Origin of the sequence: Bacteroides sp. AF29-11 (assembly GCF_003602895.1) — a bacterium.
Lineage (GTDB): Bacteria > Bacteroidota > Bacteroidia > Bacteroidales > Bacteroidaceae > Bacteroides > Bacteroides uniformis.
Genome location: NZ_QTLY01000005.1, coordinates 360,207 through 372,748 on the forward strand (window position 1 = coordinate 360,207; position 12,542 = coordinate 372,748).

Annotated in this window: 13 protein-coding genes and 1 pseudogene; 10 read left to right on the forward strand and 4 right to left on the reverse strand. The window is 39.1% G+C overall.

The window, feature by feature from the left end; genetic code table 11:
* Nucleotides 1-39: 39 nt before the first annotated feature.
* Both DWZ03_RS10930 and DWZ03_RS10935 read right to left on the reverse strand, forming a co-directional pair.
* Complete coding sequence (locus DWZ03_RS10930) at nt 40-963, reverse strand: YihY/virulence factor BrkB family protein (protein ID WP_120129977.1); 924 nt, start codon at nt 961-963, stop codon at nt 40-42.
* A 1-nt stretch (nt 964) separates the two neighbouring features.
* Nucleotides 965-2,410, reverse strand: a complete 1,446-nt coding sequence (locus DWZ03_RS10935) for an alpha-amylase (RefSeq protein ID WP_016272763.1) — start codon at nt 2,408-2,410, stop codon at nt 965-967.
* A gap of 300 nt (nt 2,411-2,710) precedes the next feature.
* Here DWZ03_RS10935 and DWZ03_RS10940 point away from each other — a divergent pair, with 300 nt between their 5' ends.
* Complete coding sequence (locus DWZ03_RS10940) at nt 2,711-3,784, forward strand: mechanosensitive ion channel family protein (RefSeq protein WP_120130000.1); 1,074 nt, start codon at nt 2,711-2,713, stop codon at nt 3,782-3,784.
* A gap of 158 nt (nt 3,785-3,942) precedes the next feature.
* On the opposite strand, the gene DWZ03_RS10945 is transcribed toward DWZ03_RS10940, so the two are convergent.
* Nucleotides 3,943-5,229 (reverse strand): histidine-type phosphatase, encoded by a 1,287-nt coding sequence (locus DWZ03_RS10945; protein WP_057281702.1) that lies wholly within the window; start codon nt 5,227-5,229, stop codon nt 3,943-3,945.
* A gap of 454 nt (nt 5,230-5,683) precedes the next feature.
* Between DWZ03_RS10945 and DWZ03_RS10950 the strand changes: the two genes are divergently transcribed.
* The 6 genes from DWZ03_RS10950 (at nt 5,684) to DWZ03_RS20215 (ending at nt 8,563) form a co-directional block, all read left to right on the forward strand.
* A complete protein-coding gene (locus DWZ03_RS10950) occupies nt 5,684-5,941 on the forward strand; it encodes a GlsB/YeaQ/YmgE family stress response membrane protein (RefSeq protein ID WP_007665893.1) in 258 nt (85 codons plus the stop codon).
* Between the two features lie 29 nt (nt 5,942-5,970).
* Nucleotides 5,971-6,267 carry a YtxH domain-containing protein gene (locus tag DWZ03_RS10955; protein ID WP_120129981.1) on the forward strand — a complete coding sequence of 99 codons (297 nt, stop codon included), beginning with the start codon at nt 5,971-5,973 and terminating at the stop codon, nt 6,265-6,267.
* Nucleotides 6,268-6,350: 83 nt separating this feature from the next.
* The gene (locus DWZ03_RS10960; RefSeq protein WP_016272768.1) at nt 6,351-6,623 is read left to right on the forward strand and encodes a hypothetical protein; all 273 of its coding nucleotides are present in this window, start codon (nt 6,351-6,353) and stop codon (nt 6,621-6,623) included.
* 178 nt (nt 6,624-6,801) lie between these two features.
* Nucleotides 6,802-7,755 carry a manganese catalase family protein gene (locus DWZ03_RS10965; RefSeq protein ID WP_007665899.1) on the forward strand — a complete coding sequence of 318 codons (954 nt, stop codon included), beginning with the start codon at nt 6,802-6,804 and terminating at the stop codon, nt 7,753-7,755.
* Between the two features lie 267 nt (nt 7,756-8,022).
* Nucleotides 8,023-8,313: a hypothetical protein gene (locus DWZ03_RS10970; protein WP_016272770.1), complete on the forward strand. Its 291-nt coding sequence runs from the start codon at nt 8,023-8,025 to the stop codon at nt 8,311-8,313.
* A 58-nt stretch (nt 8,314-8,371) separates the two neighbouring features.
* Nucleotides 8,372-8,563: a hypothetical protein gene (locus DWZ03_RS20215; RefSeq protein WP_016272771.1), complete on the forward strand. Its 192-nt coding sequence runs from the start codon at nt 8,372-8,374 to the stop codon at nt 8,561-8,563.
* Nucleotides 8,564-8,856: 293 nt separating this feature from the next.
* On the opposite strand, the gene DWZ03_RS10985 is transcribed toward DWZ03_RS20215, so the two are convergent.
* Nucleotides 8,857-9,963, reverse strand: coding sequence for an IS256 family transposase (locus DWZ03_RS10985; RefSeq protein ID WP_081027343.1), 1,107 nt, complete (start codon nt 9,961-9,963; stop codon nt 8,857-8,859).
* Nucleotides 9,964-10,514: 551 nt separating this feature from the next.
* Between DWZ03_RS10985 and DWZ03_RS10990 the strand changes: the two genes are divergently transcribed.
* From DWZ03_RS10990 to DWZ03_RS11000, 3 genes and pseudogenes are all read left to right on the forward strand, one after another.
* Complete coding sequence (locus tag DWZ03_RS10990) at nt 10,515-11,336, forward strand: response regulator transcription factor (RefSeq protein WP_120129984.1); 822 nt, start codon at nt 10,515-10,517, stop codon at nt 11,334-11,336.
* 80 nt (nt 11,337-11,416) lie between these two features.
* Nucleotides 11,417-12,037, forward strand: coding sequence for a CatA-like O-acetyltransferase, family 2 (locus tag DWZ03_RS10995; RefSeq protein ID WP_120130003.1), 621 nt, complete (start codon nt 11,417-11,419; stop codon nt 12,035-12,037).
* 252 nt (nt 12,038-12,289) lie between these two features.
* Nucleotides 12,290-12,502: pseudogene (locus DWZ03_RS11000) on the forward strand (antibiotic acetyltransferase); the annotation flags it as partial.
* Nucleotides 12,503-12,542: the final 40 nt, after the last annotated feature.

Here is a 12,542-nt window from a genome sequence, read left to right on the forward strand (position 1 = left end):
CCATTATTGACTGGAATGCAAAACAAGGGCCTCCAGTTGTCAAGCCTCACGTACTTCAACCACTTTCGTTGCTACCGCATATTCATCCGGGAAAATTTTGCTTCCCATTTCATTAGCCCATGCTTTAGTGAACTCTGCACCTGCGTAGACAATAATGGCAGAATAATAAATCCATGTAATAAAAACAACCATGAATGCCGCTGCACCATAGATAGTTCCTACATTCGCAATTCCGATGTAAAAGGATATTCCCCATTGCCCTACCAACAATAATAGCGTTGTCACTACAGCTCCAATAAAAACATCCTTACTTTTTATTTTTGCATCAGGCAGAACCTTAAAAATCAATACAAAAATAATAACTGTAACACCTATGTTTAATATTTGTCCCACAACTTTCACAATAAACCCTGCCACTTCCGGATAGCTGGCCATAAACTTATTGCTCAAGTCTCCAATAATATTGGTTATACTAAATGTTATCAGAAGCACGAAAGCAAATACCAAAATTATCGAGAATGAAAGTAACCGATTCTGAATATATTTCAGCCAACTCTTCTTTGGCACGGCCTTTATTCCCCAAATCGAATTTAAGGAACTTTGTATTTCTGCAAAAATGGTAGTAGCACCAAATATAGAAATTCCCAGGCTAACAATAGCTGCAGATGCGGAAGAGTCCGTTCTTTCTGCATTTTCTATAATTAAGCGAAGTGCCCCAATTACCTCCGCTCCCACTATCGGTTCCCACTGAATATACAACTGATTAGCCAAATCCATATGCAAAGCTACCCCAATAGTAACTAAAAGAGAAAGAAAGGGGATAATTGAAAATAGTGTCGCATAAGCTAACGATCCGCTTAATCTAGTGACACTATCATCAATAAACCCTTGTCCGGTATCCTTTACAATCTTGATTAATAAGGATAGGTTTAACTTTTTCTTTCCTATGAATTGTTCCGTCATCTCATGCTTTTTTTACCCAAACAGCAAGATTACGCGCATCCACAGAGAACTCTCCATTTCCTTCTTTATCCAAAGTTACTTCATCCGGAATACTTCCGGTAATTTCGCACCACACTTCACCTGCATGTTCTTTCCCTAAACACATCGTTTTACTTCCCGCTTCATCATTCGAGATTAAAAATACCAAGCCTGAGTTAACATGTTCCCCATCTCCTGTACGAATAAAGCCTACGGTTGATGGATGGTCGAAATAATCAACTTGATCACCATATGCATACTTTTTCCTTGCATTCAATAGAATATCTATAATTTTAGTATGTGGCGATTTCTCTCCTTTCACCCCATAATAATCACCATAGAACAAACAGGGATAACCATCCTTCATCATAAAAATAAGACCATATGCCAATGGCTTGAACCAATCTTCAACCTGTGATTCCAAAGAACTTCCATGCTGCGAATCATGATTATCAACAAAAGTCACAGCAAGTTCACAATGGTGCTCCACTAAAGTATTCTTCAGAATATTCCGTAAATCATAATCTTTTCCTTCTTGTGATGCCTGAAACATATTATAATGTAACGGAACATCAAACAAGTTAACTTTATGCCCTACTGCTTCCAGATAATTATCCAATGTTTCCAAGTCACCGTTCCAATATTCTCCCACAGCATAGAAGTCATCACCTCTCTCACTTCTTACCGTATCCAGAAACTGTGCAACGAACTGATCTTTCATATGCTTAATTGCATCCAAACGCATTCCATCAAGATCAAGTTCATTTGAAACCCATTTGCCCCAACGATTCAGTTCGGCGACAACCTCAGGGTGATCTAGGTCAATATCATTACATAAAAGAAAATCGTAATTGCCATTCTCTCCATCTACACCATCACTCCAGGCTTTTCCTTCTCCTTGAATCTGAAATATACCACTTCGCTTTCGAGCATCATCAAATCCAGTCCCGGAAAAATGATAATAATGCCACTTAAAATCCGAATATTTATCTTTACGTCCATGAAAGCTATATCCGGTCCATCCTTGTATTTCATAAGATTTCCCCAAAGCTTTATTTCTTTGATCAGGATCTACTTCCACCACCATAAACTTTTCCGTAAAATCACCACCTGCTTTATGATTCAAAACGACATCCAGATATACAGCAATCTTATTTTTGTGAAGTTCATCAATCATCTCCTTCAATTCATCTTTCGTCCCGTATTTAGTCCTCACAGTTCCTTTTTGTTCAAACTCACCCAAATCATACAAATCATAAGTAGCATATCCTTCATCCTGCTGTTCATCTGCTTTATATGCAGGTGGTATCCAGATCGCTGTCACACCAATTTCATGTAGATGCGACGCATCCTCTTTCAACTGTTTCCACAACTTTCCGTCATTCGTAAGATTCCACTCAAAATACTGCATCATTACTCCATTTTCCATAACTATTTAATTTAAAATTGATGAGTAACTTAACAAAATAAATAATAAGATGGTTCCCACTATAAATGTAAATTATAGTTTAGTAAGAAAAAAGTATAACACAACATCACATTAAGCATTATAAAAACGCCTCCAATGTTTTTAACCATCTCCAATAGAGTAATAAAAATTATCTTAATGTTTCTTTTCATATATATAATTTACTTGATTATGAATAGGATTTTTCCTTTATCCGTTTGTTTTTACATCATCCAAAATCAAGGATATTCCATAAAATGTTTAATTAAAAAATTTCCAGCTATGTTAGAAAGAGAAATCTGGGGAAATACTTTAGAAGACTGGGGTATTTCCATACTTATTATTTTAGGAACAATTGTTTTGATGAAGTTAATATCATTCTTCAGCAGAAAAGTACTCAATCCATTTATCACCCGTACCAATAATCGGCTGGATGATATAATTTATTATTCTTTAGAATCGCCCGTCAAGTTTGCAATTATGTTATTAGGTATTTGGATAGCTATTCACAGGCTTGTTTCTCCGGATAGTTTTGTAAAAGTAATAGATAATGCTTACAAGATACTGATTATTCTGGATATCACATGGATATTTGCCCGATTATCCAGTAGTTTATTGCAAATCTACTGGGGACGACAATCGGATGGACAAAACAACAAAATGATGCCCATTATCAGACGGACAATACTGGTCATTGTGTGGATAATCGGTCTTGTAATGGCCTTAAGTAATATTGGAGTCAATATTGGTGCATTATTAGGTACTCTGGGTATTGGAGGTATCGCATTTGCCTTAGCAGCCCAAGACACTGTAAAAAATGTGTTCGGCGCTTTCACTATATTGACAGATAAGCCTTTCAACATAGGTGATACGATTCGCGTGGATCATATCGAAGGTACTGTGATTGATGTTGGAGTTCGAAGTACAAAAATCATGGACTACAATAAACGTATCATCACTTTCCCTAATTATAAAGTTACAGATGCTTCTATCATAAATATCTCTTCCGAACCGATGCGTCGAGTCGTCTTGAAACTTGGATTGACATACAACACAACATCCGAAAAAATGAAAGAAGCTTTAAATATACTGAAAGCCATTCCTAAAAGAATAGAAAATGTATCTTCCAAACCATCAGATACCACAGCTGTTTTTACAGAATACACAGACTCTGCACTGAATATCATGTACATATATTTTATAGAAAAACAGGGAGATATTTTAATGGTAACTTCAAATGTAAATATGGAGATTCTAGACTCATTCAATAAAGCAGGCATTGATTTCGCATTCCCAACACGAACGATTTACGTTGAAAAGGATGAATTGGCTGATTTGGCAAAAGAGAAAAAATAGTACGCACACTTTATCCTCAAATCACCCCACTAATATAAATCCAATGTAACAAAAAAAATCCCGACGGTATATAATGATTTCTATACCGCCGGGATAATACAGATACTTTTTCAATTCTATCACACTCATACCACACCAATACTCAACCCATATCTACCTTATTTACAATCATCTGAAAAAGACTCAAGTACCTTTTTCGCCATTTCAACCCGTTTCTTTAAATACATGCAGACAGTTTCCCATCGATAATAAGGAAAACGGGAAGTTGAAACAGGAAGTGTCATTTCTTTTTCATTCAAAAGAAATGACACCCATATTTCTCGAGCCTTGTCATGATAAAAAATCCACTGTACATTAGCAGCCATCGGAGCAATCTCATAATCTTTCCAATATTTAGATACAGAATCAGGAACAACAACTTTAACATCCGTTCCTTCTATACCCATTAATGCTACAAAAGGAATAACTGTCTCTGCATGAGCAAAACGAAAGTTCGCCCTGGTATCCGACTTGCCCTTTATCACTTCATCAGCTGAATGAATAAATTCTGATAGCAGAGGCCATGCAATTGCAACAGGCAACATTCGCCCAATCGGCGAAGAACTTTTACTCATATATTGTCGCAAATTCTGAGTCTGCCAGTAATTATCCCATTCACCTATTGTGAAAAGACCATCCAAATTTATCGGAGTACCTGTATCTGGTAGTATGGCAGCAATGGAGAATAAAGCCATGACAAATTCCTCTGCCTCCTTATCTGTTTCCTGTCCTGATTCCAGAAAGAAGTTTTCCATAACAGAAGCAGAAGAAATCTTTCGTCGCACAAAAGTCTCGTATATAGGACGCCAATCACCATTTTCTTTATAATCAACATAAGATTGGTTTAAATCGAAGAAACGAAGAATATCATTATATTGCTTCCCTTCATTGCGTTGTATGTGTAAAGAAGAATTAAACTCTACCATACAAGCAAGAAATGCATCCATACTATGTATACAACGGGGAACATATGTCGCAATTGCCTGCACTTTGACAGAATCACTGAATAACTGTGGATAGCGTTCTATCATACGTCTGGCAATACCCCGTTGTTCCTCCTCTCCCACTACTGATAACTTCCCCCATTGTCCGTCAAAAGTTTCCGATAGATTCTGTATTGTAGAAAGCAAGGTTACCCCTCCTGATGTTAGCCTATTTTCCCGCTGAGCCAATTCCAGAATCTCCTTCACTCTATTCAAAGCCTTTCCTGAAGTTGGAAAACGCGCTCCATGTCTTCCCAAATGGTTAACATAAAACGGAACCATACTATCCTGAAAAAAAACAAACGAGTCTTTCACAATAGGATACGGCATGGCTGTCCCCGCGTATTGTTGTATCCTATCCTGTCCCCATAAGATGGAAACGGGGCAAAACATAAAAATTCCAATTAACAATAATCCTTTCATATCATAAATCTTATATGTGTAGATTATAACGATGAAAGAAGGATTATGTTTACTTATAAACGACTCTGAGAGAATTCAATACCATAGTATGAAGGCATCTTCGGTTGTTATACATCTTCAGCCAACGGCCATCAGAAAGAACGATATATGGAGTTATATCATTTATTATCAAAATATTAAGCCACAACTTTTATCTATTACAAGTTTGAAATATTGACTGCACGGCATAGTTACTTAGCAATAAAACACTACATGGGATAAACATATAAATAGTACTAATATAGCCAGCCAGCCTATTATTAAAATGAAAATTGTTGTTAAATCCTTTTTTTACACCCAAACCATTTTCTTACACAACATGTTTTTTTTCAAAACGGGACCGATGGTTTTCCGTCTGATATGATTCCTCAAACCATCTGTCCCAACAATATTATTTTAACTAAAACTTAATATTATGTATTTTATTTGGTACATTATCATTGGAATCGTTGCCGGACTCATAGCCGGCAAGATTATGAGAGGAGGCGGTTTCGGACTTCTCATTAACCTACTCGTAGGTATTGTAGGTGGCGTATTGGGTGGCTGGGTATTCGGCTTGTTGGGAATTACTACCACAGGCCTTCTGGGTAGCCTTTTCACCTCTGTTATCGGTGCAGTCCTATTATTGTGGATCATATCCTTCTTTCGTCATCCCAAGAGAACTGATATTTAAATTTTTATTAACCTAAACCCTTTTTGATTATGGAAACTAGTAAATCTAACTTTTTGATTGGGCTGGCAATAGGTTCGGCCATCGGAGCACTTGCTCAACGTTTTTCACGTACGGCAAAAGCCAAGATGCTAAAAAAGAAAATTCATAATGCCATGGCAAAGATTGCCGATCGTGCTGAAAGCCTTGCAGAAACCGTGAGAGACAAAGCACTGGATGCAGGGACCAAAACCGCCGATAAGGTTGCAGATGCGACCTTTGACGTTGCCGAAAAGGCTGACACCCTGAAAAGTAAAGTCCATGCAGCTGCTTTAGAAGCCAAAAAATAGGCTACTATAACAAGCAACTAAAATTACGGGATGTATTTTCAATGCTTCCCGATCCATTTCACCTGAATTAATGATTAATGAATATGAAATGGAACAATAAATGCCAATATACTCCCGCATCCCTGCGGGAAAAGAGTTATGAAGAATTGTACACGCTATGCCTGTCCGCCTATACAGAGGGCCGTACGGATGAGAGGAATAAAAGCTTGGAAGCGTATAGACTCAGGTGCAGCTGTCTGTTCGGAAACAAATGTATGGACTCTTCCCTTTCCGTGGGAGTGCGGAAAAGGATATGCGACGGAAATTGTCATTATATAAAGAAATATATGTCTGAACTGGACAAACTGGAGGAATAAAATTCATTTTCTCCGATCCTTTCTCATTTATATCTCTACCGACAACTTTACCCTCTTGACTTGATTGGACAAACCTCTTCCGGTCTGTACATACGGCCCGGCAAGGATATTCCTATCTTTAATATACAGATGTACATCTAAAATTAACCTGAATTATTAACTTAAAAATGAATCTGTTATGTTTTACCATGTAAAAGATCTTCAGTTCAATGCCCGTGTATCACAGCCGGATCCTCGTTTTGCTCGTGTGATGCTTGAGGCATTCGGAGGGGCCAACGGTGAGTTGAAATCCGCTCTACAGTACTTTGTACAGGCATTCAGTTGCCATAACCCCTACCCTGACAAATATGACATGCTCATGGATATTGCCACTGAGGAATTCGGCCATCTTGAAATCGTAGGTGCAACCATCCAGATGCTCCTCGGACCAGTAAACGGAGAAATGAAGGATGTATTGGAAGATACTCCTCTGCGTACCATGATGGGAGGAAAAGCAGGCAAAGAGGATCTTATCCACCAAGCCTTCACCAATCCTGCGTTTCTGGTAACAGCTCCCGGTAGTCCCGTACTGACCGATAGCAACGGGAACCCATGGTGTGCCACCTATGTATCGGCCAATGCTGACCTGACAGTGGACCTGCGTTCCAACATGGCGGGTGAAGCACGTGCCAAGATAGGTTACGAAAACCTTATCCCACTTACGGATGACCCACTTGTAAAAGAAACGCTCACATTCCTTATGACTCGCGAAGTGACCCATTTTCAACAGTTTGAGGCCGCTCTGGAAACTATTCAGCCTAACTTTCCTCCGGGAGTATTCCAAACATCCCCCCGATACAGTAACCTTTATTTTAATGATTCCAAAGGAAAGGAAGCCCGCGGACCATGGAACGAAGGCAAAAGTACGAGGCTCAAAGAAGAATGGCAATATATTGAGAATCCACTGGAGGAAGTCAGAAGTACTGACGGACTACTTCAACGTAAACCTAAAGGCACCAAACGTACGGAAAAGGAAGTACGCCAGACAGATGAAAAACTAGCCAAGGAACGGAGCAGCGAGATACTCTCCCATATCCCTAAAGGAGAAATGCGTTGGTGTGAATATGGAAATGCTAAGAACGGAAACAAATAAGACTTCCAGTTCTACTATTGTTTAACTTAAAAACTAAATTTTATGACAACAAAGAACGAAAAAAAACAGATGGAAGCAAAGGGTGGCAAAAAGTGTACCCAAAGCAAAGCTAAAGAAAGTAAGCCTGCTGCTTCAAACAAAAAATCGGAAAAGAAATAACTTGATCTTCCGACAGTATGAAGTCTAAATCTTCATCCCGGTGGAGAACTGGTTTCTCCACCGGAAATCCTAAAGCATATTGTATAACAAGCAAAAATAGAGAACTATATGAAAAAGATAATGTTTATCACACTGACAATTTTATTTGCACTGTCCGCATCATCCTGTCGGGACAAAAAAGAACAGAACCGGACAGAACAGCAGATTGAAAATGCAAAAGAAAACGTAAATGACGCATTAGACAAGGCCTCTAACAAAATAGAGGATGGTGCCGACAAAGTTAAAGATGCCTGGAAAGAAACCAAGAAAGACGTGCAACAAGGTACAGAAAAGGTAAAAAAAGAAATAAAAAAGGATTATAACAAAGCTAAAGATGAAGTAAAAAAGCAGCTTGATTAAGACTGCCATATAAACCTTTATATCTCGATTTACTATCTCTCATTTAATTTATACAGGTATGAATATTCTTGCTATTTGGGTCGTTGGAATAGTTCTGACTATAAGATGCGCCTGGGAAATAGGTTGCCTGAGAATACCGAAAGAAAAAAAACTTATGGCAATCCTGCTGGTAGTCCTTACAAGCTGGATAGGAGCATTCCTCTATACTTTCTTCTTTAAAGAGAAGGTAGGAGCATGGCTAAACAGGTAATGACGAAAACCAAATTGGTAAGATATTCGGGTGTTTAAAGTTCTAATAAGAAAAGGACAGTGCGTGATGCATAGTCCTTTTGAAAATATGGCAAAAAAAGAATACTTGGATATGTTTATTTGATACAGTTTTAAGTTGTTATTTGACTGTAAACAGATTAAAAAGAATACACATGAAGTGTACACTGCGGGGGCGTAAAATAAACTGTGTCATGCGGCGTTTTCTTCCAAGCTCATCGGTCGGGGATCGGCCAGCGCCAAGGGGGTGCACCAGCACTCCCGACGAGCGTAAAGTTACAACAATTTAAATCTGTCTCCAAACTTTATCGCTAATTGTTGTGCGATGGCCGCCCAGTTGGCTATGGGCATGGTCCATTTCTTACGTATGTTGCGGTAAGCGAGATAAACCAACTTTTCAAGGGCGGTGTCGTTAGGGAACACGCCCTTGTTTTTTGTCACTTTCCGCACTTGGCGGTGATAGCCCTCGACTGTATTCGTGGTATAAATCATACGTCGTATATCCGACGTAAACTGGAAGTATTCAGTAAGCCTTTCCCAGTTATCCTGCCAAGACTTGATAACGATAGGGTATTTCTCACCCCATTTTTCTTCCAGATTAAGAAGTCCTGTCGCAGCGGATTCCTTATTTACCGCACCATAGACATGTTTCAGATCCCTCATGAACTCTTTTTGGTGCTTGCTGCCGACATACTTGACGGAGTTACGTATCTGATGGAAAATACAGAGCTGGACAATAGTATCAGAAAACACACTTTGGATAGCATCTGGGAAGCCTTTCAATCCGTCAACACAAGCTATGAGTATGTCACAGACACCACGGGTCTGCAAGTCTGTCAATACATTCAGCCAGAAGTTAGCGCCCTCATTCTTAGAGATATACATCCCTAACAGATCCTTATGTCCCTCGCTGTCCAGAGCCAGTACATTGTAAATCGCACGGGTTACGGCACAGCCTCTCTCGTCCATTACCTTATAATGGATGGCATCCATCCAGACTATCGGATAAACGCTCTCTAGGCTACGGGAACGCCATGCCTTTATTTCCGGAAGTACACGATCGGTGATGGCGCTAATCGTCTCGGCAGACACACGATTACCCAAGTTCTCCTCCATCCAGTCACTTATCTCACGTGTGCTGTTTCCCAAAGCATAAAGTCCGATGATGCGCTCTGCAACACCTTCCGCAAGAATGGTTTCACGCTTCTTTTCCAGAACCTTTCCTTTTGCCGCACTCCAGAATTCCGGAAGAATTGTTTTCTTCACTGAAGCATCAACCCGCACTCCATTCACTGTAATTCTCATCATTATCGGAGCCTCACCGTTCCGATTCAATTTCGTCCTACGAATGTAGAACAATAGACAAAATGTTGTTCTTTCCATCTTACTTGTTTTTTAATCACAAAACTAAATTTCCAAGAGCAACAAGTAAAGATGCAAAACACTGATAAACAATGAATTATTTACTTAATAGGTGTACCTGACATTGAAGGCAAACAGGTACACCGAATAGTACACCGAAAGAATGCTTTGATATGCTTATTTTTGCTATGCACCAAAAACAAAAAATCCCCGTAAACTATTAATTTACAGAGATTTTCTTTGTTTTGCAATTCTTTCCAGCGGAGAGACAGGGTTATGAACCTACTCCCCAATATCCTTGAAATTCAATTTCTTATCATCATGTCAAAGCCTTAGGGGGTACAACTTAGGTTACAAGAATAACGCTTTTCTGTCACCTTTTGGCTGTTCGTTGTCTGCCTAAAACTACGGTTCAAAGATACGGTTTTCTTTTGATATATGCAAATCATTGAAAATAAATCTTCTGCGGTTAGTGCAAGGTGCAAGCTATATATAAAGATATATACTTGCACCTTGCACTAAAAACTATCTTGTAATAAACAAGATACTACTAAAATAAGTACCTTTGTAAAATGATTCAAGAGAAGTTCAAATTTTACAAGCCATGTAAGTTGCTGCAACCTTATATAAGATATTATTGGGTATTCAAGAGCAATCGACCGCTGGATGCCTTTACTTATCCTATCGGTTGCCCTCAAATCATTTTCCATAAACAAGCACCGTTATATATCCCTGAACTGAATGTTACACAAGACAAACTGACTGTCAGCGGACAAGTTTATTTCTCGTCACATCTATATGCAGACGGAAATATAGAAATGATAGTGGTTGTATTCCACCCTCACGCTATGAGTATGTTTCTGAACATGCCGACTTCACTCTTTTATAATCAAGAAGTGTCCGGTTACAGCCTTGAAAACAAGAGTTTGAATGAACTGGCTACACGAATATTCGACTGTGAGAATAATTCTATTTGCATAAGCTATATAGAAAAATGGCTGTTGTCACAAATTGCCGATAATTTAGCTGATACCACACACAGAATTAAAAGAATAGATGCCGCCATACAGCGAATATATATCACTCCGCAAATCTCTGTAAACGAATTATCTTCCATTGCCTGCCTAAGTAAAAAACAGTTTGAGCGGTTGTTTCATTCATTTGTAGGTATCAATCCCAAAGAATATACCCGTATCGTCCGCTTCCAAAAGGCTTTGGCACAGATGCAGCATCAAGCGGGTAAAGAAATCAATCAGGCACAAATAGCATACACCAGCGGTTATGCTGACCAGTCGCACTTTATCCGGGAGTTCAAGAAGTTCTGCGGATATACGCCCATGTCTTTGCTGAAAATATCAAATCCATATTCCGATTTGTTCACCAATCCCGTATAAATGTCCCGTTTGTTCTATCCGGGTTCAAACGCTTCCCCTACTTTTGCCGCCTGATTCATTGAATGAAAATAGCATTAAGTATGAAAGAAGTAAATCCCCAAGAAACCAGCCGGGCATACGCCTTTGAAATGTGGATGAACGCACCTATGCCAATGGTGACGTTCTTTAAGACACTCAATGTGTCACGCCTTGTGAAAATCAGCCGGAAATCGGGCATGAAGTTTAATATGTTGATGTGCTGGTGCATCGGCAAAGCCGCAAGGAGCGTGAAAGAATTTTATCTGCTGCCCGTTGGCGGTAAACTGATGCAGTACGATACCATTGCAGTAAACACCATTGTCGCTAACAGAGAGGGCGAGGTAAGTTCGTGTGATATTCCTTTCTGTGATGATTTATCTTTGTTTAACCAACACTATCTGCGACTTACTAAACAAGTGGCTGAAAGTTGCGTCAATCACGACTTGACGGAAAGCATGGTTATCGGGACTTCCGCATTGGCACAATATGAAATAGACGGTGCAGTCGGCATGTATAGCGGCATTTTTAATAATCCGTTCTTTATTTGGGGCAAATACAAACACCGCCTGCTGAAAACGACACTTACCCTTTCTTTCCAGTTCCACCACACGCAAATGGATGGGGCGCACGCTTCCCGCTTTTTAGACGGGGTTCAGAAAGAAATTGATAATCTGAGAATATAAGTTCAGGGAAAAACGCTATCTTTGCAGAACTAACAGAAAAAGAAATAGTTGTTCAACAATATGAAATGGCAGTTGTGCATATAGCTACGCCCAACGAATAGCACTTCCAGTTATTGCTATTCAGCAATAGACAGGCTTATGTTTTAAGTTTGCCTGTTATTGTTTTGTCATTATCCCTAACATGAAATTATTAAAAGGTTGTACTACTCAAAGTAGTATGACTTATTGTGTTGTATACTATTGAACAATTATATGATAAATAAAATATATCCTCGTACAGGAGATACACAGACCGTCTATCTTAATGCCGTAGTCAAAGACCCGTCAATAAAAGTAGGCGACTATACCATTTACAATGATTTTGTTTCAGACCCTCGTCTGTTTGAGCAAAACAACGTATTGTATCATTATCCCATTAACCATGAACGGCTGATAATAGGCAAGTTCTGTTCTATTGCTTGCGGTGTAGCTAACACTTGAAAAGGGACCCGGGTAGCATTTGAAA

Excerpts from the sequence above, each read along its gene's own strand:
- DWZ03_RS10930 (WP_120129977.1), bottom strand. The coding sequence starts at position 963 with ATGACGGAACAATTCATAGGAAAGAAAAAGTTAAACCTATCCTTATTA.
- DWZ03_RS10935 (WP_016272763.1), bottom strand. The coding sequence starts at position 2,410 with ATGGAAAATGGAGTAATGATGCAGTATTTTGAGTGGAATCTTACGAAT.
- DWZ03_RS10940 (WP_120130000.1), top strand. The coding sequence starts at position 2,711 with ATGTTAGAAAGAGAAATCTGGGGAAATACTTTAGAAGACTGGGGTATT.
- DWZ03_RS10945 (WP_057281702.1), bottom strand. The coding sequence starts at position 5,229 with ATGAAAGGATTATTGTTAATTGGAATTTTTATGTTTTGCCCCGTTTCC.
- DWZ03_RS10950 (WP_007665893.1), top strand. The coding sequence starts at position 5,684 with ATGTATTTTATTTGGTACATTATCATTGGAATCGTTGCCGGACTCATA.
- DWZ03_RS10955 (WP_120129981.1), top strand. The coding sequence starts at position 5,971 with ATGGAAACTAGTAAATCTAACTTTTTGATTGGGCTGGCAATAGGTTCG.
- DWZ03_RS10960 (WP_016272768.1), top strand. The coding sequence starts at position 6,351 with ATGAAATGGAACAATAAATGCCAATATACTCCCGCATCCCTGCGGGAA.
- DWZ03_RS10965 (WP_007665899.1), top strand. The coding sequence starts at position 6,802 with ATGTTTTACCATGTAAAAGATCTTCAGTTCAATGCCCGTGTATCACAG.
- DWZ03_RS10970 (WP_016272770.1), top strand. The coding sequence starts at position 8,023 with ATGAAAAAGATAATGTTTATCACACTGACAATTTTATTTGCACTGTCC.
- DWZ03_RS20215 (WP_016272771.1), top strand. The coding sequence starts at position 8,372 with ATGAATATTCTTGCTATTTGGGTCGTTGGAATAGTTCTGACTATAAGA.
- DWZ03_RS10985 (WP_081027343.1), bottom strand. The coding sequence starts at position 9,963 with ATGGAAAGAACAACATTTTGTCTATTGTTCTACATTCGTAGGACGAAA.
- DWZ03_RS10990 (WP_120129984.1), top strand. The coding sequence starts at position 10,515 with ATGATTCAAGAGAAGTTCAAATTTTACAAGCCATGTAAGTTGCTGCAA.
- DWZ03_RS10995 (WP_120130003.1), top strand. The coding sequence starts at position 11,417 with ATGAAAGAAGTAAATCCCCAAGAAACCAGCCGGGCATACGCCTTTGAA.